Origin of the sequence: Kribbella sp. NPDC049174 (assembly GCF_043197365.1) — a bacterium.
Classification (GTDB): domain Bacteria; phylum Actinomycetota; class Actinomycetes; order Propionibacteriales; family Kribbellaceae; genus Kribbella.
On sequence record NZ_JBICSZ010000017.1, the window covers coordinates 1 to 23,013 of the forward strand.

At 69.1% G+C, this 23,013-nt stretch carries 23 protein-coding genes and 1 pseudogene; 13 read left to right on the forward strand and 11 right to left on the reverse strand.

Going from position 1 to position 23,013, the window contains the following annotated elements; genetic code table 11:
* From ACGFIF_RS42325 to ACGFIF_RS42345, 5 genes and pseudogenes are all read right to left on the reverse strand, one after another.
* Positions 1-275: pseudogene (locus ACGFIF_RS42325) on the reverse strand (hypothetical protein); the annotation flags it as partial.
* Between the two features lie 148 nt (positions 276-423).
* Entirely contained in the window at positions 424-1,668 is a 1,245-nt protein-coding gene (locus tag ACGFIF_RS42330) for a phosphotransferase (RefSeq protein WP_393163219.1), read from the reverse strand.
* Between the two features lie 125 nt (positions 1,669-1,793).
* The gene (locus ACGFIF_RS42335; protein WP_393163221.1) at positions 1,794-2,759 is read right to left on the reverse strand and encodes an aldo/keto reductase; all 966 of its coding nucleotides are present in this window, start codon (positions 2,757-2,759) and stop codon (positions 1,794-1,796) included.
* The gene (locus ACGFIF_RS42340; RefSeq protein WP_393163223.1) at positions 2,756-3,508 is read right to left on the reverse strand and encodes an SDR family NAD(P)-dependent oxidoreductase; all 753 of its coding nucleotides are present in this window, start codon (positions 3,506-3,508) and stop codon (positions 2,756-2,758) included. Before ACGFIF_RS42340 ends, ACGFIF_RS42335 begins: the two co-directional genes overlap by 4 nt.
* Positions 3,505-4,821, reverse strand: a complete 1,317-nt coding sequence (locus ACGFIF_RS42345; protein WP_393163225.1) for an L-fuconate dehydratase — start codon at positions 4,819-4,821, stop codon at positions 3,505-3,507. Before ACGFIF_RS42345 ends, ACGFIF_RS42340 begins: the two co-directional genes overlap by 4 nt.
* A gap of 108 nt (positions 4,822-4,929) precedes the next feature.
* On the opposite strand from ACGFIF_RS42345, the gene folP reads away from it, so the two are divergent.
* The 3 genes from folP to ACGFIF_RS42360 are packed head-to-tail and all read left to right on the forward strand — an operon-like array spanning position 4,930 to position 7,216.
* Positions 4,930-5,805: a dihydropteroate synthase gene (folP, locus tag ACGFIF_RS42350; protein WP_393163227.1), complete on the forward strand. Its 876-nt coding sequence runs from the start codon at positions 4,930-4,932 to the stop codon at positions 5,803-5,805.
* A complete protein-coding gene (locus ACGFIF_RS42355; RefSeq protein WP_393163229.1) occupies positions 5,805-6,530 on the forward strand; it encodes a pyrimidine reductase family protein in 726 nt (241 codons plus the stop codon). The genes folP and ACGFIF_RS42355 overlap by 1 nt, the downstream gene beginning before the upstream one ends.
* A 2-nt stretch (positions 6,531-6,532) precedes the next feature.
* A complete protein-coding gene (locus ACGFIF_RS42360; protein WP_393163231.1) occupies positions 6,533-7,216 on the forward strand; it encodes a class III extradiol dioxygenase subunit B-like domain-containing protein in 684 nt (227 codons plus the stop codon).
* On the opposite strand, the gene ACGFIF_RS42365 is transcribed toward ACGFIF_RS42360, so the two are convergent.
* Together ACGFIF_RS42365 and ACGFIF_RS42370 are read right to left on the reverse strand one after the other, a co-directional pair.
* Positions 7,209-7,844: a hypothetical protein gene (locus tag ACGFIF_RS42365; RefSeq protein ID WP_393163233.1), complete on the reverse strand. Its 636-nt coding sequence runs from the start codon at positions 7,842-7,844 to the stop codon at positions 7,209-7,211. The genes ACGFIF_RS42360 and ACGFIF_RS42365 overlap by 8 nt on opposite strands.
* 21 nt (positions 7,845-7,865) lie before the next feature.
* Positions 7,866-8,849 carry an ABC transporter substrate-binding protein gene (locus ACGFIF_RS42370; RefSeq protein WP_393163235.1) on the reverse strand — a complete coding sequence of 328 codons (984 nt, stop codon included), beginning with the start codon at positions 8,847-8,849 and terminating at the stop codon, positions 7,866-7,868.
* Between the two features lie 76 nt (positions 8,850-8,925).
* Between ACGFIF_RS42370 and ACGFIF_RS42375 the strand changes: the two genes are divergently transcribed.
* The 8 genes from ACGFIF_RS42375 (at position 8,926) to egtD (ending at position 17,075) form a co-directional block, all read left to right on the forward strand.
* Positions 8,926-9,954, forward strand: coding sequence for a FecCD family ABC transporter permease (locus ACGFIF_RS42375; RefSeq protein ID WP_393163237.1), 1,029 nt, complete (start codon positions 8,926-8,928; stop codon positions 9,952-9,954).
* 5 nt (positions 9,955-9,959) lie between these two features.
* Positions 9,960-11,006 (forward strand): FecCD family ABC transporter permease, encoded by a 1,047-nt coding sequence (locus ACGFIF_RS42380; RefSeq protein ID WP_393163239.1) that lies wholly within the window; start codon positions 9,960-9,962, stop codon positions 11,004-11,006.
* Positions 11,007-11,009: 3 nt separating this feature from the next.
* Positions 11,010-11,783 carry an ABC transporter ATP-binding protein gene (locus tag ACGFIF_RS42385; protein ID WP_393163241.1) on the forward strand — a complete coding sequence of 258 codons (774 nt, stop codon included), beginning with the start codon at positions 11,010-11,012 and terminating at the stop codon, positions 11,781-11,783.
* Positions 11,780-12,439, forward strand: a complete 660-nt coding sequence (locus tag ACGFIF_RS42390; RefSeq protein WP_393163243.1) for a (2Fe-2S)-binding protein — start codon at positions 11,780-11,782, stop codon at positions 12,437-12,439. Before ACGFIF_RS42385 ends, ACGFIF_RS42390 begins: the two co-directional genes overlap by 4 nt.
* Before the next feature lie 367 nt (positions 12,440-12,806).
* Positions 12,807-14,036 carry a glutamate-cysteine ligase family protein gene (locus ACGFIF_RS42395; protein WP_393163245.1) on the forward strand — a complete coding sequence of 410 codons (1,230 nt, stop codon included), beginning with the start codon at positions 12,807-12,809 and terminating at the stop codon, positions 14,034-14,036.
* Complete coding sequence (gene egtB, locus ACGFIF_RS42400) at positions 14,033-15,370, forward strand: ergothioneine biosynthesis protein EgtB (protein ID WP_393163247.1); 1,338 nt, start codon at positions 14,033-14,035, stop codon at positions 15,368-15,370. The genes ACGFIF_RS42395 and egtB overlap by 4 nt, the downstream gene beginning before the upstream one ends.
* Positions 15,370-16,113: an ergothioneine biosynthesis protein EgtC gene (gene egtC, locus ACGFIF_RS42405; RefSeq protein WP_393163249.1), complete on the forward strand. Its 744-nt coding sequence runs from the start codon at positions 15,370-15,372 to the stop codon at positions 16,111-16,113. Before egtB ends, egtC begins: the two co-directional genes overlap by 1 nt.
* Positions 16,110-17,075 (forward strand): L-histidine N(alpha)-methyltransferase, encoded by a 966-nt coding sequence (gene egtD, locus ACGFIF_RS42410; RefSeq protein ID WP_393163251.1) that lies wholly within the window; start codon positions 16,110-16,112, stop codon positions 17,073-17,075. The genes egtC and egtD overlap by 4 nt, the downstream gene beginning before the upstream one ends.
* Positions 17,076-17,117: 42 nt before the next feature.
* Here the strand turns inward: egtD and ACGFIF_RS42415 are convergent, their stop codons facing one another.
* The 3 genes from ACGFIF_RS42415 to ACGFIF_RS42425 all read right to left on the reverse strand — a co-directional run bounded on the left by ACGFIF_RS42415 (position 17,118) and on the right by ACGFIF_RS42425 (position 20,230).
* The gene (locus ACGFIF_RS42415; protein WP_393163253.1) at positions 17,118-18,416 is read right to left on the reverse strand and encodes an ABC transporter substrate-binding protein; all 1,299 of its coding nucleotides are present in this window, start codon (positions 18,414-18,416) and stop codon (positions 17,118-17,120) included.
* 13 nt (positions 18,417-18,429) lie between these two features.
* Positions 18,430-19,263: a carbohydrate ABC transporter permease gene (locus tag ACGFIF_RS42420; RefSeq protein ID WP_393163255.1), complete on the reverse strand. Its 834-nt coding sequence runs from the start codon at positions 19,261-19,263 to the stop codon at positions 18,430-18,432.
* Between the two features lie 64 nt (positions 19,264-19,327).
* Positions 19,328-20,230: a carbohydrate ABC transporter permease gene (locus tag ACGFIF_RS42425; RefSeq protein WP_393163257.1), complete on the reverse strand. Its 903-nt coding sequence runs from the start codon at positions 20,228-20,230 to the stop codon at positions 19,328-19,330.
* A gap of 132 nt (positions 20,231-20,362) precedes the next feature.
* Between ACGFIF_RS42425 and ACGFIF_RS42430 the strand changes: the two genes are divergently transcribed.
* Together ACGFIF_RS42430 and ACGFIF_RS42435 are read left to right on the forward strand one after the other, a co-directional pair.
* Complete coding sequence (locus tag ACGFIF_RS42430; RefSeq protein WP_393163259.1) at positions 20,363-21,412, forward strand: LacI family DNA-binding transcriptional regulator; 1,050 nt, start codon at positions 20,363-20,365, stop codon at positions 21,410-21,412.
* Positions 21,413-21,441: 29 nt separating this feature from the next.
* On the forward strand, positions 21,442-22,182 hold the full coding sequence (locus tag ACGFIF_RS42435) for an alpha/beta fold hydrolase (RefSeq protein WP_393163261.1): 741 nt from the start codon (positions 21,442-21,444) through the stop codon (positions 22,180-22,182).
* Between the two features lie 42 nt (positions 22,183-22,224).
* Here ACGFIF_RS42435 and ACGFIF_RS42440 read toward each other — a convergent pair whose 3' ends face one another.
* Complete coding sequence (locus ACGFIF_RS42440; protein WP_393163263.1) at positions 22,225-22,920, reverse strand: CHAP domain-containing protein; 696 nt, start codon at positions 22,918-22,920, stop codon at positions 22,225-22,227.
* Positions 22,921-23,013: the final 93 nt, after the last annotated feature.

The window sequence follows — 23,013 nt, forward strand, 5'->3', positions numbered from 1 at the left end:
ACTCCGGGCGACATGCCGACCATCACCCCGAACTCGGCCGGGGCGAATTCGGCGATCGCGGGGCAGCCGTCGCCGCCCAGAACCACGGCGCGTTCGCGGCCGTCGCTGGAGCGGCGGCCGGGGCGGGTGGGACTGGTGTCGGGGTGGTGGTGGTCGGCAAAGATCTGGGCGTGTTCGATCAGACGCGCGTCGAGGCGGTTGACCTCGGCACGGTGTTCGGCGGCCGACTCCAGCAGGTCGGCCGTCGAGAGCGTGGTCAGATCTCCATCGAACATGTGTTCGATCTTAGGTGATGGTGGGCGCTCAGGCAAACTCGTAGAGGCGCTCGGATTCCCTTATCCACAAGGGGAAATGTCACATCGATCCAGCTGGGCAGGCGGGTAGGCGTCGCTGTTGAGGGCGTGCGCCAGGTGGGTGGTTGCGCTAGGCAAGGATGTCGTGGGTGACCGTGGTGCTCGGGAAAGGCGTGGCCGGCCATGGTGGTGCGCGGGTGGTTGAGGGCGTGTACGCGACGGAGGAGCCGGTGTGGCGACGTGGTCCAGGTCGGTGATGGAGGTGTTGCGGGTGCGTGCGCCACGGGTGGGAACGGCAGTGTCCTCGGGGCAACCGCGACAGCGACGGTACGACGATGCTCGGTTGGTGCGTGTGGACGGTGTTTCGAGCATGCGGGCGACAGAGGGGTCCGCCCTCGGGTGGGGGCGGTGGCGAGCGCGGGGTGGGGGAGCTGGGCGGGTCAGTTGGGGGGCGCGTCCAGTCGGGGCGGTGAAGCTCTGTGATGAGGTCGTCGAAGGCGGAACGGTCGCTGGCTGTTCCGGTGTGTGGGTGGGTGAACCAGGTTGCGTACTCCGCGAGCTCGCTTAGGCGCCACTCCAGGTCGAACAGTTCGGTCATCTCCCAGTTCGGGGCGGCCAGGTCGGCGTAGCCGGAGTTGATCAGGGTGCCCAGGTCGCGCTCCCGTGGTGCCAGGGCGAGTGATTCCCAGTCGACGAAGACGATCCCGTGGTCGGTGATGAGTTGGTTGGCGGTGTGGGGCTCGCCGTGCGTCGGCACCCACTGGTGGTCGACGGTACGGCGACTCAGATCGTGGTAGGTGTCCGTCCAGCGTCGGATTGCGTCGATCCGCTGGGTCAGGGCGCTCCGGGCGCGTTCGCCGTACGGACCGGTTTGCCATGGGGTGCGCACGAGGTTCGCCAAGGAGCCGCCGAAGTCCTCTCCGACCCTGGGTTGCCAGCTCGGGATGCCGATTGGAGGTGGTGTGGCGTGCAGTTGGGCGAGCGCCTTGGCGTTCTGCTGAGCCAGGTCGTCGGTGTCGATGGGGCCTGAGCCAGGTTTCCCGCCGGTCCACGGCACACAGCTGAGTCTGTGGCCGGCCAGTGGAGCGGTGTAGCGACCCTGACGATTGGGAACGGACGCCAGGACGAACTCGAGCCCGGCCGCGGCCAGCTCGCCCGCCGCGGTGTAGGCAGCCTCGAGCGACTCCGCCGTATGACGTGGGCCGAGGTTGTCGAGCGTGACGAAGAGTCGCGGCGCCCCGGCGAACGAGACCCGCCAGTGGTGCGCTCCGAAACCGACCGGGAGGTGTTCGATCACGTCGACGTCGATCGCCCAGTGCGTGCGGACGGCATCGAGGACAGCATCGGCTGAGATGAACTCCGGCGCTTCACGCATGAGTGCAGCCAAGCACATCAGGTAGGAGCGTCGACGGGTGTTTTCGAGCAAGCGGGCGACAGCACGCCCAGGGGTGGGTGGGAGCGGTGGCGGGCACGCGTTGGAAGGAGCGGCGCGTGGGGTAGTTACCCAGGTGTGGGGGCGTCCTCGCGGAGGAGGTTGGCTGATTTCAGGTCTGACCAGAAGGCGGTGGGGACCTCGGTGCGGGACAGGGCTGCGTTGGTGTGGACTTCGGCGGGGGTGCGGCAGCCTACGGCGATGCCGGCTACGGCGGGGTGGGCGAGCGGGAAGGCCAGGGCGGCGGCGGGGAGGGTGGTGCCGTGGGACTCGCAGATGTCGGCGAGTTTGTTGGCCTTGTCGAGCAGGGCCGCGGCGGCGGGTTCATAGTTGAACGTGGCGCCGGGGGCGGGGCGGGGCTGCGACAGGAGGCCGGAGTTGAAGATGCCCACGGCAACTACCTGGACGTTGTTGTCCAGGCACGCGGGGAGTACGTCGTCCAGGCCGTCGGGGTCGATCAGCGAGTAGCGGCCGGCCAGCATGATCACGTCGATGTCGACCTCGCGGGCGAAGCGGGTCAGCATCGCGGTCTGGTTCATCCCGGAGCCGATCGCGCCGATCACGCCCTGGTCGCGTAGTTCGATCAAGGTCGGGAACGCGGTCGCGACAGCCTCGTCGAAGTGGTCGTCGGGGTCGTGGACGAAGACCACGTCGAGGCGGTCGGTGCCGATCCGGCGCAGTGAGTCCTCGATGCTCTGCAGGACGCCGTCGCGGGAGAAGTCCCAGCGTCGCCGCCGGGTCGTGTTGATGTCGAAGCCCTCGTCGTCGACAGCCGCGGAGTCGGCGGAGTAGATGATCCGGCCGACCTTGCTCGACAGCACGAACGAGTCCCGCGGCTTGCCGTCGAGGCCCAGTCCGAGCCGTTCCTCGGCCAGCCCCAGACCGTAGTGCGGCGCGGTGTCGAAGTACCGCCAGCCCTCGTCCCAGGCCGCGTTGACCGTGGCGACGGCGTCGGCGTCGCTGACCTCGCCGAGCAGGTTTCCGATCGGCGCCCCGCCGAGCCCGATCCGCTGGTCGTCCGGGAACAGCTTCATGACCGGGCCGCCGGGAGCCGGAGGTTCTGCATCCCGCCGTCGACGGCGATCGCCGTACCAGTGGTCGAACCCGACAACGGGCTGGCCAGATAGGCGATCGCGTGCGCGACCTCATCGGCCGACACCAGCCGGCCCATCGGCTGACGAGCCTCCAAGGCGGCCCGCTCCGCCGCCGGGTCGTCGGCCGCGTCGAGCAGGCGGCCGACCCACGGTGTGTCCGCCGTACCGGGGTTCACGCAGTTCACCCGGATGCCTTCACGGACGTGGTCGGCGGCCATCGCCATGGTCAGGGCCAGTACGGCGCCCTTGCTCGCCGAGTACAGCGCCCGGTTCGGCAGACCCGCGGTGGCGGCGATCGAGCAGGTGTTGACGATCGCGGCGGCCGAGGACTTGCGCAGGTACGGCAGCGCGGCCCGCGTCACCCGGGCGATTCCGACCACGTTGACGTCGAGGACGCGGTGCCACTCCTCGTCGTCGTTGGCCGCGACCGTGCCCTGGGCGCCGATGCCGGCGTTGTTCACCACGATGTCGATGCCGCCGAGTTGCAGCGCCGCCGCGGAGACCGCGTCGCGGACCGAGCTGTCGTCGGTGACGTCCGCGGCGATTCCGGTCAGCGGCTCGGGGACATCAGGCTTGAGGTCGAACACGACCACCTGTGCACCCCGGGAAGCCAGCAGTGAGGCGGCCGCGAGTCCGATCCCCGAAGCGCCTCCGGTCACCACGGCCTTCAGGCCGGCGAAGTCGGTCACTTGCTCTCCTTAGTCAGATCGGTCCAGATCTTGCCACTCGGGTACCGGTAGTCACAGAGCGTCTCAGGATTCATCTCGGCGCCGAACCCCGGCTTCAGCGGTACGACGTAATGCCCGTCCTTGATCACCACCGGGTCCAGGAAGTGCTCGTGCAGGTGGTCGACGTACTCGATCACGCGGTCCTCGACCGACCCGCTCACCGCGACGTAGTCGAACATCGACAGGTGCTGGACCAGCTCGCACAGCCCGACCCCGCCGGCGTGCGGGCACACCGGTACGCCGAACTTCGCCGCGAGCAACAGGATCGCGATGTTCTCGTTCACCCCGGCCACCCGGGCGGAGTCGAGTTGCAGCACCGACAGCGACCCGGCCTGCAACATCTGCTTGAAGACGACCCGGTTCTGCACGTGTTCACCGGTCGCGACCCGGATCGGTGCGATGGCGGCAGCGATGGCCGCATGCCCGAGTACGTCGTCCGGGCTGGTCGGTTCCTCGACCCACCAGACGTCGTACGGCGCCAAGGCCTTGACCCAGGTGATCGCGTCGGCCACGTCCCAGCGCTGGTTGGCGTCGATCGCGATCCGGATGTCCGGACCGACCGCCTCGCGGGCCAGCCGCATCCGCCGTATGTCGTCGTCCAGGTTCGCGCCGACCTTCAGCTTGATCTGGGTGAACCCCTCGGCCACGGCCTCGTGGCAGAGCCGGACCAGCTTGGCGTCGTCGTACCCGAGCCAGCCGGGAGTCGTCGTGTACGCCGGGTAGCCGCGCTCACGCAGCAGCGCTTCACGCTCGGAACGGCCGGCTTCGGCGGCGCGCAGGATCTCCAGCGCCTCCTCCGGTGTGAGCGCGTCGGTGAGGTAGCGGAAGTCGATCAGGTCGACGATCTGCTCAGGCGTCAGGTCGGACAGCAGCTTCCACAGCGGTACGCCGGCCCGCTTGGCGGCCAGGTCCCACACCGCGTTGACGACCGCGCCGATCGCCATGTGCATGACGCCCTTCTCCGGGCCGAGCCAGCGCAGTTGCGAGTCGTGCACGAGCGACCGCCAGAACCCGCCGAGGTCCTTCAGCGTCGCGTCGACGTCGAGCCCGATCACGTGGTCGCGGAGCGCCTCGATCGCCGCGGTCTGGATGTCGTTGCCACGGCCGATGGTGAACGCGAAACCGTGCCCCTCGAGCCCGTCGTCGGAGTCGGTCCGCAGGATCAGGTACGCCGCCGAGTAGTCCGGGTCGGTGTTCATCGCGTCGGAGCCGTCCAGGTCCAGCGACGTGGGGAAGCGGACGTCGTACGTCTCTAACTCGGTGAATCGTGGCATCAGGACCCGATCTGCAGCTGTGGGCGGACTGTCGCGAGGAATCCTATAGGATATGTGCCGACTTGGGCAGTGCTGGCGGGTCGGGACCGGCCCGTTAGAGTCGGTCGCATGGCGGAGCGGGGCGTACTGCGGCTGGGCAGCCGGTCGTTCGGCGTGGGCGAGTTCGCGCTGATGGCGATCGTCAACCGGACCCCGGACTCGTTCTTCGACCGAGGGGCTACGTACGCGACCGATGCGGCGTACGAGGCGATCGACAAGGCGGTCGCGGACGGTGCCGACCTGGTCGACATCGGTGGCGTCAAGGCCGGGTACGGCGAGCCGGTCAGCGAGGACGAGGAGCTCCGCCGGACCGTGGACTTCGTCGCCGGTATCCGCGCCCGGCACCCCGATCTGGTGATCAGTGTCGACACTTACCGCAGCGGCGTCGCCCGCCGGGTCGCCGAGGCCGGCGCCGACCTCATCAACGACACGTGGGCGGGCGCTGACCCTGAGTTGGCGTCCGCTGCCGCCGAGTTCGGCGCCGGGCTGGTCTGCAGCCACGTCGGCGGCCTCTCGCCGCGTACCGACCCACACCGGATGGCGTACGACGACGTGGTCGCCGATGTCATCCGTACGACGACCGCCCTCGCCGACCGTGCGGTCACCGCCGGGGTCCGGCCGGACGGGATCCTGATCGACCCGACCCACGACTTCGGCAAGAACACCCTGCAGTCGCTGGAGCTGACCCGCCGTCTGGACGAGCTGGCCGCCACCGGGTGGCCGGTCCTGGTCGCGGTCTCGAACAAGGACTTCATCGGCGAGACCCTGGAGTTGCCGCCGGGGCAGCGGGGTCATGGGACGCTGGCCGCGCTGACCGTTTCCGCTTGGCTGGGTGCCCGGGTCTTCCGCGTCCACGACGTACCGGCGGCCCGCCAGGCGCTCGACCTGATCGCCGTACTGCGTGGCACCGCCCAACCCGCCGGAACCCGAAGGAGTCTCGCCTGATGCGTCGACTGGAAGACCTCACGGACGCGGAGCTGGCGGCGGCCTACGAGCCGGCCGACCGGTCGGTGCCGCACCTGCGCGCGAACTTCGTCAGCAGCCTGGACGGCGCGGTCGAGATCGACGGCCAGTCCAAGGCGCTGTCGAGCGACTCGGACAGCCGGTTGTTCAGCCGGATCCGGATGCTGGCCGACGTGGTCATGGTCGGCGCCGGAACGATCCGGGACGAGGGCTACAACCCGCTGCGGTTGTCGGCGGCGAGCCGGGAGTGGCGGCGCGCGTCCGGTCTGCCGGAGAACCCGACGCTCGTGGTCGTCTCGTCGCGGCTGGAGCTGAGCCCGGTGAACCCGATCTTCCAGTCGGCGGTGCGGCCGATCGTGGTCACGCACTCCGCGTCACCGCCGGAGCGGCGCGAGGCGCTGAGCGAGGTCGCCGACGTACTGGTTCTGGGCGCGGCCGAGGTCGATCTGACGGCGGTCGTGAAGGAGTTGGGTGAGCGGGGGATGCCGCAGATCCTGTGCGAGGGCGGTCCGCATCTGCTCGGGTCGCTGACCGAGGTCGACCTCGTCGACGAGCTGTGCCTGTCGCTGGCGCCGCTGCTGGCCGGCCCGGGCGCCGGGCGGATCACGGCCGGTCCGGAGACGACGTTGACGCGGCGGATGAGGCTCGAGTCGGTGCTGACGGCGGAGGACGGGTACGTGTTCCTTCGCTACCTCCGGGAGGCGTAGGCGTGCCTGTCGTGAGCGCCGCGGTCTGCCCGCACCCGCCGTTGCTCGTCCCCGAGGTCGCCTCCGGCGCGGCCGGCGATCTGGACGACCTCCGCGCGGCTTGCCTGTCCGCGATCGATCACTTGTCTGCCGCGGATCGGCTGCTGGTGGTGGGCTCTGGTGTGGCACAGCAGCAGTACGACGGCGCGGCCGCCGGAACCTTCGGCGCGTACGGCGCTCCCGGTGTGCGAGTGGGAGCGGGCGACCCGGTGTTGCCGCTCTCGCTGGCGATGGGCGCTTGGCTCATCGAGCAGACCAAGGCGGCCGACCTGCCGCGCACCTACCTGGCCGTGCCCGCAGACGCCTCGCCCGCGCACTGCCTCGAGCTCGGCCGAGAGATTGCTGCAGGCAACGATCGGATCGGGTTGCTGGTGATGGGTGACGGCTCGGCCCGCCGCAGTGAACACTCACCTGTCCACCTGCATCCCCGCGCCGAGATGTTCGACACCACAGTCGCGAACGCCTTGGATCGCGCGGATTCCGCCGTACTCGCAGCTCTGGACCCGGACCTGGCAGCAGAGCTACAGGCCGCCGGTCGTGCGCCGTGGCAGGTGCTCGCCGGCGTCCTGGAGGCTGGTCTGACTGGCAACCTCACCTACCACGCGGCGCCCTACGGCGTCGGCTACTTCGTCGCCGCGTTCACCTAGGAACGGGCGGCCAGCGGTCCGCGGTGGCGGCCAGGTCGTCGCGTCCTGCCGCTCGCAGTTGATTGACCAGCTCAGCGCGGGCAGCCTGTACAGCGGCCACTGCGGCGTCGGCGGTGTCGTGAGGGCCGGACCAGTTGCACACCGCGTCCCCGGCGTACCAGTCGCCTGCGGTGGAGCGTCGTACGTGCGAAGCAGCCAGGCGGGCGGCTGGGAGGTCGGTGTCGGCCAACTGGATGACGGCGTCGACCGCGACCACGTCGGCGTCCAGGTCGAGGAGTGGGCGCAGTTCGACGGCGTCTGTCAGGACGAACTCGTAACCCGCGGGCGCACGCTCGGTCAGCCAGGCGAGTGCCTCCTCGGCTGTCTCGCGGAGGAGCTGAGCGTTGTCGGGGTCTGCGAGCGTGTGTACGCCGCACAGCCGCGTGTGCGTCGGCCGCAGTTCGTTCTGCCACAGGCGGATCTGGAGCTCCTCGCGGCCCGACAGTCGCCGGCCGAGGATGCGGGCCAGGCCGACGACGTCGAAGTGCAGTTCGTCCGGCGTCCGCTTCCGTCCAGGCTCGAGCGGTGCGCCGGGCAAGCTCCCACGTGTGGTCCAGGGACCGACATGCCATTGGGTCAGAGCCGTCACGGCTCCGACCCTACCGACCGTTCAGTCGGCCTTCACCGGGGCGGGCACGTCGAAGGTCTTGGCCAGGTCGGTGATGATGACCCAGGCGCCCTGCAGGCCGACCGCGGTCATCCAGGTCAGGTCGGGGACCTCGTGGACCTTCGGGGCCAGCGGCGTCCACAGCGGGTTGGTCTTGAACTGGGCCGCGGTCTTGGCGCTCAGGCCCTTCTCGTCGGCGTACTCGGTGACGAAGATGGCGTCGCCGTCGGCGTCCTTGATCCGCTCCGGGCTGATCTCGAGGGCGAAGTCCTCGACGTCCTGCGACGTCGGCCGGGCCAGGCCGGCGTCCTTCAGCACGATGCCGGAGAAGCTCTTCTTCTGGTACAGCCGGGTCGGGCCGTCGACGAACCGGACGATCGAGATGGTCGGGTTCGAGGCCTTCGCGTTGATCGCGTCACCGACGGTCTTCGCGGCCTTCTCGTACGACGAGATCTCCTTCTCCGCCAGTTCCTCCTGGCCGAGTGCCTTCGCCTCGAGCCGGATGTTGTCCTTCCAGGTCGGCCCGGTGGTCTCCGACATCACCGTCGGCGCGATCGCGGACAGTTGGTCGTACAGCTTCTCGTGCCGGACCTTGGCGGTGATGATCAGGTCCGGGTCGAGGGCGGCGATCTTCTCCAGGTTCGGCTCGGCCAGCGTGCCGACCGCCTGGGCCTCGGCGCCGTACGTCGTCCGGTCCTCGCCGAGGTAGTCCGGCAGTTTCCCGTTGATGCTGCGGTAGTCGGTGTACCCCAGGACCGGGGTGTCCAGGATCAGGGTGGCGTCGACGAAGCTCGCGTCCAGCGCGACCACCCGCTTCGGCTGGGCCGGGATCTCGGTCTTGCCCATCGCGTGCTCGACGGTCCGTGGGAAGCCCGCGGCCGCGGCCGATCCGGCCGCGTCCGGTGATTCGTCGTCGGAGGATCCGCCGCACCCAGCCAGAGCCAGGGCGGTCACAGCGAACAGGGCGGTCAGGCGGGGCAGACGCACGGGGGTTCTCCTGGTCAGGACATGTCGCAGGTTAAGGTGGCTCACCACCTCAGTGAAGTAAGGCAACCCTAACCCTATGCGCTCCGCCGCCCCGGCCGCACGTCCGGTCGCCGCACCGCCGGTACGACGTACCGTCGCGCTGCTGGTCCTCGTCGCCGTCCTGGTGCTGGCCTTCGCGGCCAGTCTCGCGCTCGGTTCGCGGTGGCTCGGACCTGGCGCACTCTGGCACGCGCTGGCCGCCAACAACGGATCTGACGCCGATGTGATCGTCCGCAACCTGCGCCTTCCCCGCACGGTGGTGGCGGTTCTGATCGGCGTCTGCCTCGGCATCGCGGGCGCGTTGATGCAAGGTCACACCCGGAACGCGCTGGCCGAGCCGGGAATCTTCGGCGTGAGCTCAGGGGCTGCCTTCGCCGTCGTCCTCGGCCTGCAGGTCGGTCTGGTCGAGTCGGTGGCGTCGACAGTGTGGGCCGCGCTCGCCGGGGCGTTGATCGCGACCTTCGGCGTGCAACGGCTGGCGTCGCGGGGGAGTGGGGCCTCGCCGGTCGGCCTGGCGCTGACTGGTGCCGCTGTGGCCGCGATGCTCGGTGCCGCGACGTCCGCGATCGTGCTGCTCGACGCGAACACACTGGACAGCTACCGGTTCTGGGCGGTCGGTTCGGTGGCCGGCCGAGGACTGGACGTCGCCGGGCAGGTGCTGCCGTTCGCTGTAGTCGGTCTCCTTCTTGCCTTGGTCAACGCCCGGGATCTGGACCTGCTGGCCCTGGGCGACGACGTCGCCGCGGGCCTCGGGTTGTCGATCCGGCGGGCCAGGCTGGTCGGACTGGCCGCGATCGGGTTGCTCACCGCGGCCGGGGTCGCGGCCTGCGGCCCGATCGGCTTCCTCGGGTTGCTGGCCGGTCATGTCGCGCGGCGGCTGTTCGGCGCCCGCAACATCTGGCTGATCCCGGCGGCCGGCCTGATCGGCGCGACCGCGCTGGTGCTGGCGGACCTGGTCGGCCGCCTCGTCGGTGGAGCCGGTGAGGTCCAGGCCGGTGTCGTCCTCGGTATCGTCGGGGCGCCGCTGTTCGTGATCGTCGTACGACGTCGGGCGGTGGCGCTCTGATGCTGATGGCCAGTCCCAGCAAAGTGAACTCGCGGACAGTCCTCCTCAGCGTGCTCTTCGCGGCCCTCGCGGTCGCGGTCGCCTTGATCTCCTTGAGTGTCGGTACGACGAAGTTGCCCGTGACTGATGTGGTCGAGGTGCTGCTCGGTGGCGGCCGCCGCGGCACCCGGCTCGTCGTCCTGGAGCTCCGCCTGCCCCGCGTTGCGACCGGACTGCTCGTCGGCGTCGCCTTCGCCGTGTCCGGTGCGCTGCTGCAGACCCTGTCGCGCAACGCGCTCGCCAGCCCTGACATCGTCGGCGTCAACTCCGGTGCGTCCGCCGGTGCGGTGGCCGTGATCGTTCTAGCCGGCACCGGTGGCGGGAACATCTCCGGCGTCGCGGCCAAGGTCGGTATCCCGCTGGCCGCCGTACTGGGTGGACTGCTCGCGACACTGATCGTCGGTGCACTCTCGATCCAGCGTGGTGTCGTGGATGCAGGCCGCGTGGTGCTGATCGGTGTCGGTATCGCGGCCGCCGCCAACTCGCTCGTCGCCTGGCTGCTGGTGATCGGCGACGTCAACGATGCCGGCCGGGCCGCAGCGTGGCTGGCCGGTTCGCTCAACGCCCGCGCGTGGAGTGACGCCGTACCGGTATCGCTTGCCGTGCTGTTGCTGGTGCCGGTGGCCATGATGTTCAACCGGGATCTGTCGGCGCTGGTGCTCGGGGACGACGTCGCCTCCTCGCTCGGTGTGCGGGTGGCGCGGATCCGGCTCGCGCTGCTGGTCATCGCGACCGTGCTGGCCGCGATGGCGACCGCGGGGGCCGGGCCGATCGCGTTCGTCGCGCTGGTCGCACCGCAGATCGCACAGCGGCTGACCCGGATGGAGCGGCCGCCGCTGCTGACGACTGCGATGCTCGGCGCGCTGTTCGTCGTACTGGCGGATCTCCTGGCCCGGAACGGGTTGCAGTGGTTGCAGGTCGGGCCGTACGAACTGCCCGTCGATGTGGTCACGGCTGCGGCCGGAGCGCCGTACCTGCTCTATCTCATCGGTCGTCAGCAGAAAGGACGCTGAACCGTGCACGTCGAGAACCTCACCCTCGCGTACGGCGCTGATGCGCCGGTGGTGTCCGGGCTGACGCTGGAGGTGCCGGCCGGACGGCTGACCGCAGTGGTCGGGCCGAACGGGTCCGGCAAGTCGACGCTGCTGCGCGGGATGAGCAGACTGCTGACTCCGCAGAGCGGTCAGGTGTTGCTGGACGGGAAGGACATCCACAAGCTGCCCGCACGCGAGCTGGCCAGGCAGCTCGGAGTACTGCCGCAGGGCCCGGTGACACCGGAGGGGATCACGGCCGCGGAGTTGGTCTCGCGCGGGCGGCACCCTCACCGCGGACTGTTCGGGCGGCTGACTGCTGAGGACGACGCGGCGATCGATGAGGCGCTGGCAGCGGTCGAGCTGACCGAGCTGCGGGAGCGGTCGGTCGACCAGTTGTCCGGCGGTCAGCGACAGCGGGTGTGGATCGCGATGGTGCTGGCCCAGGGCACTCAGCACCTGCTGCTCGACGAGCCCACGACGTACCTGGACCTGGCTCACGCGGTCGACGTGATGAACGTGGTCCACGCGGCTGCAGCCACCGGCCGGACCGTGGTGACCGTGCTGCACGACCTGACCCTGGCGGCCCAGTACGCCGACCACCTGGTGGTGATGGGGGAGGGCAGGATCGCGGCTGAGGGGCGGCCGGTCGACGTACTGACCGAGGAGCTGCTGGACGACGTGTTCGGGCTGCAGGCCACCGTGGTGGAGGTCGGTGGGGCGCCGGTCGTCGTACCCGATCGTAGGCTGGCCGGGTGACGTACTCCGTGCAGAAGCTCGCGGACATCGTGGATGACACGGTGGCGTGGGTCTCTGTGCGCGTTGCGGACTCCGTACCCGGGCCTGAGTGGGTGTCGTGCGCGGAGGTGGTCGCGGAGCAGCAGGCCGGCGGCGACCCGACGTACGAGTGGCGGAAGACGGTGCGGGAGGACTACGGGCGCGAGTACGCGATCGAGCCGCCGGTGCAGATCGCGGCGATGATCACGCTGATGTGGTACGTCCAGGTGCCGACAGTTGTGGCAGGAGTCGCTGCCGCGGTGACAGGGGTGTCACCCGATGTGTCTCCGTCGTCGCTGGCCTTCCGGCGGCACCCGACGGCGCACTACCCGGTCGAGGTCGCGTTGCTGACGGACCAGGTCGTCACGGTTGGTGAGGCGGCCGCACAGGTCGACAAGCACACGACGGCGTTTCTGGAGTCCTACCGGCCTGAGGTGAAGCTGGGCTCGCTGCAGCGGTACGGAGCGGTCAAGGACGAGCTCCGGCAGGCGATCCGGATGCCGGAGGAGGCGCCGTACGCCGATCAGGCCGCGGCAGCCTTCGAGGTGTCGCTGGGTGAGAAGCTGCGGATCTCATGCTGCTACTTCTATGCACTTCCGAACATCAAAGCGTGTAGCACCTGCCCTCGCTTCCGCTGAGCTCAAAAAACTGTCGGTGGGCCCGGGCACGATGGCCTGCATGACTTTTTCAGCGTGTTCGGTGTCACCGACGGGTAACCCGCCGTCGGTTGTCCGGCCGATGGTCCGAGGCTAGGTTCGCAGACGTGACTGTGCTTTTGGCCGGGCCTTCGGCGCCGGCGTGGTCATGGGGCCTTGGCTCCCGGCCTTCCCTCGTCGCTCCAGTCGCTGTGCACATTGCCACGCCTCCGGCGCGGCGGGTCATGGGGCTGGAACTCCCGGCCTTCCCTCGTCGCTCCAGTCGCTTCGCTCCCTGCGCTCCTCAGTCCAGGCCGGGAGGCCCCATGACCGGGCTCCCTGCGCTCCTCAGTCCAGGCCGGGAGGCCCCATGACCGTGTCCGGTGGTGCTCCGGCGACGACTCCGATCGGCTCCCGGGCCGAGGCGGAGGGATTCGTCGCGATGGTCTGTTTCAAGCACGGTCCTCCGCAACTGCACGGCGTCGAGCTCGAGTGGACGGTGCATCATGCGGACGATCCGCGCCGGCCCCTCGACGCCAGTCAACTGCGCAAGGCCCTGGGCGTGCATGCGCCCGCCACCCTGGTCCGCGGCAGCCCGCAGGTGCCGCTCGGCCGGGGTGCTCTGGTCACGGTGGAGCCGGGTGGCCAGGTGGAGCTCTCCGGCCCCGCCCTGACGTCGGTCCCTCGGCTGATCGACGACACCGCCGCCGACGCGGCCGAACTGATCTCCCTTCTTCTCGACGCGGACCTCGTCCCGGGCGACCACGGCCTGGATGCCTACCGCGCACCTCGCCGGATCCTGACCGTTCCCCGCTACGCCGCGATGGAGGCCGCCTTCCAGCGGCTCGGCCCGCACGGTCCACGGATGATGTGCAGCACCGCCGGCCTGCAGATCTGTCTCGATGCCGGCGAAGCGGATCAGACAGCTCTCCGGTGGCGGGCCCTGCACGATCTCGGCCCGGCTCTGGTCGCGCTGTTCGCCAATTCCCGGCGCCGTGCCGGCGCGGACACCGGCTGGGCGTCCGCCCGGACCGAGGCGACCTTCGGCACCTGCGCCCCGTTCACCGAGCCGCCGCCGCTCGACGGTGACCCCGCCGCCGCGTGGGCCCGGATGGCGATGGAAGCACCAGTGCTGTGCTTTCGTCGCGGCGACACCTGGGACGCTCCGGCCGGACTGACGTTCGGCGCCTGGGCGGATGGCGCGCTGCCCGGCGACAGACCGACGTACGACGACCTCGACTACCACCTGTCCACGTTGTTCCCGCCGGTCCGGCCGCGCGGGTATCTCGAGGTGCGCTACCTCGACGCGCAGACCGGCGACGGGTGGATCGCCCCGACCCTGCTGCTCACCGCGCTGCTGTCCGGCGCGGTGCCCGTCGACCAGGTGCTTGCCGCGGCCGAGCCCGCCGCCGGGCGCTGGTTCCCGGCCGCCCGCGAAGGGCTCGAGGACAAGTTGGTCCTCGACGCCGCGCGCGCCGTGGTCGAGCTGGGCACCGGAGTACTGGACCGGACCGGCGTGGACCCCGAACTCAGCGATCAGGTCGCGACCCGACTACATCGCATCGTCGACGACACCACCCATGGAAGGCGAGCCTCATGAGTCACCAACTGTCCGAGCTGTCCGCTGAAGGGCTGCGGGCGTATGTCGCCGAGCAGCTCGAGCGGTCGCGGGCGCGGACTGTTCAGCTGACCGACGCGGTCGACACCGATGACCTGGTCAAGCAGCACTCGAAGCTGATGTCCCCGCTGATCTGGGACTACGCGCACGTCGGCAACCAGGAGGAGCTCTGGCTCGTCCGCGACGTCGGCGGCCGCGAACCGCTCCGGCAGGACATCGACGAGTTGTACGACGCATTCATGCACCCGCGCGCCGATCGCCCCGCGCTGCCGCTGCTCGGTCCGTCCGAGACGCGGGCGTACGTCGTCGAGGTGCGGGACAAGGTGCTCGACGTCCTCGACCACGTGAAGTTCGACGGCGGGCGTGAGCTGGTGGACAACGCGTTCGCGTTTGGGATGATCGTGCAGCACGAGCAACAGCACGACGAGACGATGCTGGCGACGCACCAGCTGCGGACCGGCGTCCCGGTGCTCGACGCGCCGCCGCCACCGGCTGGCCGCCGGCTGGCCGCGCCCGAGGTGTTCGTGCCTGGCGGTGTCTTCGAGATGGGTACGTCGGTCGAGCCGTGGGCACTGGACAACGAGCGGCCGGCGCACGCCGTACAGGTCGCGCCGTACGTGATCGACACCGTGCCGGTGAGCAACGGGGACTACCTGCGGTTCGTGCTCGGCGGTGGGTACGACGATCCGCAATGGTGGTCCGAGGACGGGTGGGCCCACCTGCGGAAGGCGTCCCTGGTCGCGCCGCGGTTCTGGGAGCTCGCGGACGGTGAGTGGTGGCGGTTGCGGTTCGGGCATCGGGAGCCGTTGCCGCTGGACGAGCCGGTGATGCACGTCTGCTTCTACGAGGCCGAGGCGTATGCGAAGTGGGCCGGGAAGCGGCTGCCGACCGAGGAGGAGTGGGAGTTCGCGGCACGGTTCGACCCGGCGAGCGGGCGGACGCGGCGCTTCCCGTGGGGTGACGAGAGCCCTGGTCCGCAGCACGCGAACCTCGGTCAGCGGCACCTCCGGCCGGCGCCGGTCGGGGCATATCCGGCGGGTGCGTCACCATTGGGTGTCGAGCAGTTGATCGGCGACGTCTGGGAGTGGACCTCGAGCGACTTCCGGCCGTACCCGGGTTTCCGTGCGTTCCCGTACGACGAGTACTCGCTGGTCTTCTTCGGCACCGAGTACAAGATCCTGCGCGGCGGATCGTTCGGCACCGACGAGGTCGTTGCCCGAAGCACCTTCCGGAACTGGGACTACCCGATCCGCCGGCAGATCTTCGCCGGCTTCCGCTGCGCCCGCGACCCCCGCCCCGAGGAGCTGCACCCCTGATGTGCCGCCATCTGGCCTACCTCGGCCCGCCCGTCACCCTCGCCTCACTGGTGTCGGAGCCGGCCCACTCCCTCTTCGAACAAAGCTGGTCGCCGCGGGACATGCGCGGCGGCGGCTCGGTGAACGCCGACGGCTTCGGCCTCGGCTGGTACGTCGACGGCAGGGCGGTCCGGTATCGGCGGAACGTGCCGATCTGGACCGACGACAACCTGCCGGACCTGGCCGGCTCGATCCGGTCCGGCGCGGTGATCGCCGCCGTACGCAACGGCACGGATGGCATGCCGCACACGGAGTCCTCGGTGTCGCCGTTCAAGGTCGGGAACTGGCTGTTCAGTCACAACGGAAGGCTCCCGGGGTGGCCGGAGTCGACCGTGAAGCTGGCTGAGCAACTGCCGGTCGCCGAGCTGCTGAGGCTCGACGCACCGGTCGATTCCGCGCTGCTGTTCGCGCTCATCTCCAACCGCCTGTCCGACGGGATCGCGCCGGCCGATGCGGTCGCGTCCGTCGTCCAGGAGGTGGAGGCGGTGACGCCCGGGTCGCGGCTGAACGTGTTACTGACCGACGGGGAGCAGATCGTCGCCACCTCGTGGACACATTCGCTCCGGGTCCGGCAGACCGCCGACTCGGTGACCGTCAGCTCGGAACCGTTCGGTTCCGGCGACTGGGACGACGTACCGGACCGCTCGTTGCTCGTGGCCACCGCCACGACACTGCGGATCACGCCGATGGAAGGACGAGAGTGACCCAGATCGACGTACATCTGACCCCGGACTACACCGCCCGCGCACTGCGGGAGGACGTCCGGGCCGGGCTGACCGCGGACCCGAAGTGGCTGCCGCCGAAGTGGTTCTACGACGCGCGGGGGAGTGAGCTGTTCGAGCAGATCACCCGGCTGCCGGAGTACTACCCGACCCGCGCCGAACGCGAGATCCTGCAGGCCCGCGCGGGTGAGATCGCGGCGATCACCAAGGCGCACACGCTGGTCGAGCTCGGCTCCGGGTCGTCGGAGAAGACCCGGCTGCTGCTCGACGGCCTGCGCGATCACGGCTCGCTCACCACCTTCGTACCGCTGGACGTGTCGGAGTCCGCGTTGCGCGAGGCGGCCGACGCGATCAACGTCGACTACCCGTCGCTCGACGTGCACGGTGTCGTCGGCGATTTCACCGCGCACCTCGACAAGCTCCCCGGCGACCCGCCGAGGATCGTCGCGTTCCTCGGCGGCACCATCGGCAACCTGCTGCCGGCCGAGCGCGCGACTTTCTACCCCTCGGTCCGCGACGTCCTCGAACCGGGCGAATGGCTCCTGCTCGGCACCGACCTGGTGAAGGATCCGGAGACCTTGGTCGCCGCGTACGACGACAGCGCGGGCGTGACCGCGGAGTTCAACCGCAACGTGCTGCGGGTGATCAACCGGCAGTTGGGTGCGGACTTCGACGTGGACGCGTTCAGTCACGTCGCGATCTGGGACGCGGAGAACGAGTGGATCGAGATGCACCTGCGCGCCGACCGCGCGATGCGAGTGCTGATCCCGGAGATCCACCTGGAGATCGACTTCGCCGAGGGCGAGGAACTCAGCACCGAGATCTCCGCCAAGTTCCAGCGCCCCGGCGTAGCGGCAGAGCTGGACAGCGCCGGCTTCACCAACGCCGCTTGGTGGACCGACACCAAAGCCCGCTTCGCTTTGTCCCTCTGGCAAGCAGTCTGAGTTGGAGGCCGCCCTGTGGGCGGCCTCCAATCAGTAGAGCCCTCAGCCGCCTTGTTTGATCAGGTCGTTGACCTTGCTGACGTACGTCTGCAGCTCGGACACCGGCTTCTTCCCGGTCAGGATCGGCTGGTAGTACGCCGTCGTCAGGTCGGCGACCTGCTGCGCCCACTGGGTCGTGTACCGCACGCCGACCGTCTTCTCCGCGGTGAGCCCGGCCTTCACGGTGTCGACCACGGTCGGCTGCTGCGCCTTGGTCAGCGCGTCGAAGTAGCTCGTCTGCGCCGGGGTGTACGCCGGCGGCGCCACCGGGGAGGCGGGCAGTACGGCGTTCCACACGTTGGTGTTGAGGTACTCCAGCACCTTGTAGGTCGCGTCCTGGTTCTTCGTGTACGACGGGGTGCACACGCCGACCGCGTCGTACACCGTCACCGGGGTCTGCACCTGCGGGAGCGGCGCGTAGCCGTATTTGACCTTCGGCTTGTCGGTCTGGAACCCGGCGGCCAGCCACTGCCCGCCGAACATCATCGGCACCTTGCCGGCCGCGAACAGTCCCTGCACGTTCGAGACGTCGTACCCGGGTGGCGCGACCGATCCGGCCTTGATCGCGTCGGCCAGTTTCTGCACGCCCTCGACGTACTTGCCGTCCGCCTCGGCCTTGGTCGGGTGGTTCACGTTGTCGGTGAACGGTGCGCCGCCGGCCGAGACGGAGTACGTGCTCATCGTGAACGGGCCGTCCAGAGCGGTCATCGGGTCCGCCACCAGGCCGTACTTCGCACCGTTCTTGCCGGTCAGCTTCGCGGCGGCGGCGTACATCTCGTCCCAGGTCCAGCCGGCCTTCGGCTCCGGCAGGCCCGCGGCCTTGAACGCGTCCGCGTTGTACCAGATACCCGAGACGTTCATCAGCGACGGCAGGCCGCCCATCTGGCCGTCGGCGGTCTTCCAGTTCTCCATCGCCGACGGGACGAACTTGTCGGCCTTGAAGTCGCCGTCGCCGTTGGTGATCTTGTCCGTCCAGTCGACCAGCAGGCCCTGGGACGTGTACTGCTGCTCGGTGTCGTTACCGCACCAGAACAGGTCCGGCAGCTTCTTCGCCTGGGTCAGTGACGCCAGCTTGTCGCCGTAGTTGCCGCTCGGCGTCTCGAGCAGCTCGACGGTGATGTTGTCGTCCTTGAACTCGGCCAGGGCCTTCTTGATCGCCGCGTTCGTCTGCACGGACTCCCACGTCATCACGGTCACCGTGACCGGACCGTCCGACGAACCGCCGGAGTCGGAGCCGCTGCACGCCGTTGCCGTCAGCAACCCGGCGCATGCCAACGTTGTAGCAAAGTAGATGCGTTTCACAGGAACATCCCCTCTATTTCTGGTTCGTGCTGCCGAGAGCGCCGAGACCCTGGATGAAGTAGCGCTGCGCGGCGAAGAAGATGATCAGCGGCGGCAGCATGTAGAGCAGGTTGGTGGCCATGTAGTAGCTCCAGTCCGGGGTCTGGCCCGCGAACGACGAGATGAACGACGCCATCCCGACCGACAGCGGCCACTTCTCGGCGGAGTACAGGTAGACCAGCGGGTTGAGGAAGTCGTTCCAGGACGCCTGGAACGCCAGGATCGCCATCGTGATCCAGGCGGGCCGGGTCAGCGGCAGCATCACCTGGGTGAAGATCCGGAAATGCCCGGCGCCGTCGATCTTGGCCGCTTCGTCGATGGAGTAGGGGATGGCCAGGAAGTACTGCCGGGCCAGGAAGATGAACAGCGGATTGCCGCCGAAGAAGGCCGGCACGATCAGCGGCAGCCAGGTGTCGTACCACCCGATGCTCTTGTAGAGCTGGAACAACGGGATCAGGCCGACCACACCCGGCAGCAGCATGCTGCCGACGAACAGGTAGAACCACACCTTCCGGCCCGGGAACCGCAACCGGGCCAGCGCGTAGCCGGCCATCATCGCCGTCATCACCCCGCCGAACACGCTGAGCACGGTGATGACGGTCGAGTTCAGCAGCAGCCGCGGGAAGTGGATCGCCTGCGGGCCGTCGACGAAGTTGCTCCAGTTCCATTCGGTCGGCAGCAGTTTCGGCGGTACGTCGAAGACGGCCGTCTTGCTCTTCAGGCCGATGGTGATCATCCACAACAGCGGGACGATCATCACCGCGCAGATGAACAACGCGGTGACGTACCAGGCCGTCGTACCCACCACACGGGGCTTCTTCTGCGGTCGCGGCGCCGGCGGTTCCGTTGCCGGGACGACCGGGGCGGGGGCTTCAGTCGGGAGTGTTGTCACTGTAGGTCCAGAGCGAGGAGAACTTCGCGGTCAGGGCGATCACGGCGATGATCACGATGAACAGCACCCACACCTGCGCGGACGCGTACCCGAGTTGCGGGACCCGGCCGAGGTTGGAGAAGCCGTTGTTGTAGATCGCCAGCATCAGCACGTTGGTACTGAAACCGGGTCCGCCGTTGGTGAGGATCTTCGGCTGGTTGAACGTCTGCAGCGCGGCTGTGGTCTGCAGGATCACCTGGAGCAGCATGATCGGGCTGATCATCGGCAGGGTGATCCGGACGAACACCGACCAGGCGCCGGCTCCGTCGACCCGGGCCGCCTCGTAGAGCTCGGTCGGCACCGCCTGCAGTGCGGCCAGGAAGATGATCATCGTCCCGCCGACACCCCACAGCATCACCAGCACGATCGACGGCATCGCCATCGTCGGGCTCTGCAGCCACAGGCTGGTCGGCAGGCCGAGGCGGTCCAGGACCGTGTTCAGCAGGCCGACCTGCGGGTTGAGGATGAATTTCCACAGCGTGATGGTCGCGACGACGGGCAGTACGACGGGAAGGTACGCGAGGGTCCGGACCAGCCGTACCCCGGCGAACCGCTGGTTGCAGAACATCGCCAGCGCCAGCCCGATGACCAGCGACAACGGGACGTAGAGCAGCACCAGGTACCCGGTCGCGCGCAGCGACGGCCAGAACGCCGGGTCCACCGTGAACAGCCGGCGGAAGTTGCCCAGGCCAACGAACACCGGATCGCTCAGTCCGTTGTACTTGGTCAACGCGAGATAGAACGAACGGATCAGCGGATACACCACGAACACGGTGAAGCCGATGATCGCCGGGGCGATGAACAGGTACCCCGCGCGCACGTCGGACCCGGCGTTCCGGCTCATCCCACCGCCTCGGCTCCGGCGTCCCCGGTTCAACCCGCCACGAGAAAGACTCACCCGGCCTCCTGGACGGTAACGTTTCCAACGATTTACTGTTGGGTGACGATGCCGTGTCGTGAAAAGGAAGTCAACCCCGTGTCCGAAACGTTTCCAACAGTCCCGGAGGCCAGCCGGCCGACGATGATCGACGTCGCCCGGCGGGCCGGGGTGGGGTTGGGCACGGTGTCGCGGGTGGTGAACGGCGGCCACGGTGTCCGGGACGAGACCGCGCAGCGGGTCCGGACCGCGATCGCGGAGCTCGGCTTCCAGCGCAACGAGGTCGCCCGGGCGCTGCGACCGGGCAAGAAGTCGTCCAGTCTCGCCCTGGTCCTCGGTGACCTGACCAACCCGTTCTACGCGACCATCGCGAAGGCGTCGCTCGAGGTGGCCGGGCAGTCCGGGTTCGCCGTCGTCCTGGGCAGCGTCGACGAGGACCCGGAGGGGGAGAAGCGGGCGATCCAGGAGCTGGTCAGCCGGCAGGTCGCCGGGTTGATGATCGTGCCGGACCAGGGTGATCACTCGTTCCTCGCGGGCGCCGGCGTCCCGGTGGTGTTCGTCGACCGGCCGGCGCACGGCATCGATGCCGACATCGTGATGGTCGACAACGAGGGTGGTGGCAGGCTCGCGACGCAGCACCTGCTGGATCAGGGCCATCGACGCATCGCGATCCTGCTGGCGCCGTCGTACTACACGACCGGGCGACGGTTGCGCGGGTACCGCCGGGCGTATCGGTCGGCGGGGATCGACGTCGACGAGTCGCTCGTCGTGCAGTTGCCCGAGGGCACGGCCGAGGCCGCGGAGAAGGCGACCCTCGAGTTGATGCTTCGGCCCGATCCGCCGACGGCGGTGTTCGCCTCGACCAACTTCCTCACCGAAGGTGTGTTGCGGGCGCTGCAGGAGGTCGGCATGGAGCCGGCCGTGGTCGGGTTCGACGACTTCCGGCTCGCCGACATGCTGCCGACACCCGTGACGGTCGTTGCCTCCGACATCGCCGAGTTGGGGCGCAACGCGGCTCAGCTGTTGCTGGATCGCGCGTCGGGCACCGACACCCGCGCACCGCAGCGGATCGTGTTGCCGTGCGCGCTCATCCAGCGCGGCTCCGGCGAACGGCCGCCGGATTCTGCCACGAAGAGAAAGGCCCGCTGAGCCGTCGCGACCGTGGCTATGGTCGTCGGGTGTACTACGAATCGTTCGGTGCGGGCCGCCCGATCGTCTTCCTGCCCGGCTGGGGTGGCGCCAACGGTGAGGGCCGTGACGTCCACGAGCCTTTCTTCGAGGGCCGTCCGGGGTGGCGGCGGATCTACGTCGACCCGCCGGGTACCGGCAAGTCTCCGGCGGACCCGTCGATCGAAGATCAGGACGGCATGCTCGAAGCGATCCTTGCGCTGATCGACGACGTGGTGGGCGACGAGCGGTTCGCGCTGGCGGGCACGTCGGCCGGCGGTCTGCACGCCCGCGGCATCGTCAAACGGAACCCGGCCCGCGTCCTCGGCCTGCTGCTGCGCGTGCCGGGCATCGTCGTCGACCGCGCCCAGCGGACGTTGCCGACCGAGGACTACCTGATCAGGTCCGCGGCCTACCAGTCCGCGTGGGACGACAAGCAGCGCCGCTACTACGACCCGGCCGAGGCGCAGGCCGATCTCGAGTTTCTCGGCCGGATCCAGGCCGATGTCTCCACCTACTCGCTGCGCGAGGACCCGGCCGCGCGGTTCGAGGGCCCGACGCTCGTCGTGACCGGGCGCCAGGACACCATGACCGGCTACGCCGACGCGTGGTCGATCCTGGACGACTATCCCCGAGCCACCTACGCCGTGCTGGATCAGGAGGGTCACGACCTGCCGGTTCACCGCCTGGCTCTCTACCGGGCCCTCATCGCCGACTGGCTCGACCGCATGGAGGAGCACCTGGACGCGTGAGGGGCGGTACGCGCGTCCAGGTGCTCTTCGGGTGAGAGGTGGTCAGAAGTTCGGCCAGGCCCAGCCGAGGTAGCTGGAGAAGTACGGGAGTTTGGCCAGGCCGATCTTGCCGTTGACGCTGGTGGCCCAGAAGTAGCCGTCACCGCGGGCCACACCGACGTGGCCGTACGGTGCGGCCAGGTCCCAGAAGACCAGGGCGCCCTTCGGCGGGTTCAGGTCGCCGCGGTGGGCGGCGCCGCGGGCGACGGCATCGTTCCAGTTGGCCTTGGCCGAGGCGTAGATCCCGGTCTTGCCGTAGGAGTTCTCGGCGGCCATCTCGCAGTACCCCTGGTAGGCGGTCGAACCGTTGCGAGCGGAGTACCAGGCGATCGACTTGTCGGCTCGTGGGTTGCTGGTGCACAGCGGTGCGACCAGGCCGGAGCTGCCGGTGTCGACGTACGCGTCGGAGATGTAGCCCTTGCCGGGGACGTGGTCCCAGATCAGGCTGCGGCCGAACTTGCCGGTCACCGGCTCGCCGTAGATCTGGCAGTCGATCTCGACCGGGCCGTTCGGCTGGGTGCCGACCGCGCCGAAGCTGGTGGCATTACCGGACCGGATGGTCACGCCGAGCCCGCTGTCGGTGACCACGGTGCCGGTGGCGGCGTGCGCGGGGAGGGTGCCGGCACTGACCAGGGCGGTCGCGCCGAGCAGGAGGGTTGCGGTGATCCGAGCAGTGCTGCGCAGGAGGGCGGTACGCATGATGTTTGTCCTTTTCGCTCAGTCAGTGGCGAACTGGCACTGACTTACAGAGAATCAGAGGGTTACGGTGTTGTCGCAGTGGGCAACGAACGA

Coding starts and splice junctions, on each gene's coding strand:
- ACGFIF_RS42330 (WP_393163219.1), bottom strand. CDS start 1,668: ATGCGTGAAGCGCCGGAGTTCATCTCAGCCGATGCTGTCCTCGATGCC.
- ACGFIF_RS42335 (WP_393163221.1), bottom strand. CDS start 2,759: ATGAAGCTGTTCCCGGACGACCAGCGGATCGGGCTCGGCGGGGCGCCG.
- ACGFIF_RS42345 (WP_393163225.1), bottom strand. CDS start 4,821: ATGCCACGATTCACCGAGTTAGAGACGTACGACGTCCGCTTCCCCACG.
- folP (WP_393163227.1), top strand. CDS start 4,930: ATGGCGGAGCGGGGCGTACTGCGGCTGGGCAGCCGGTCGTTCGGCGTG.
- ACGFIF_RS42355 (WP_393163229.1), top strand. CDS start 5,805: ATGCGTCGACTGGAAGACCTCACGGACGCGGAGCTGGCGGCGGCCTAC.
- ACGFIF_RS42375 (WP_393163237.1), top strand. CDS start 8,926: ATGCGCTCCGCCGCCCCGGCCGCACGTCCGGTCGCCGCACCGCCGGTA.
- ACGFIF_RS42380 (WP_393163239.1), top strand. CDS start 9,960: ATGGCCAGTCCCAGCAAAGTGAACTCGCGGACAGTCCTCCTCAGCGTG.
- ACGFIF_RS42395 (WP_393163245.1), top strand. CDS start 12,807: ATGACCGTGTCCGGTGGTGCTCCGGCGACGACTCCGATCGGCTCCCGG.
- egtB (WP_393163247.1), top strand. CDS start 14,033: ATGAGTCACCAACTGTCCGAGCTGTCCGCTGAAGGGCTGCGGGCGTAT.
- egtC (WP_393163249.1), top strand. CDS start 15,370: ATGTGCCGCCATCTGGCCTACCTCGGCCCGCCCGTCACCCTCGCCTCA.
- ACGFIF_RS42425 (WP_393163257.1), bottom strand. CDS start 20,230: ATGAGCCGGAACGCCGGGTCCGACGTGCGCGCGGGGTACCTGTTCATC.
- ACGFIF_RS42440 (WP_393163263.1), bottom strand. CDS start 22,920: ATGCGTACCGCCCTCCTGCGCAGCACTGCTCGGATCACCGCAACCCTC.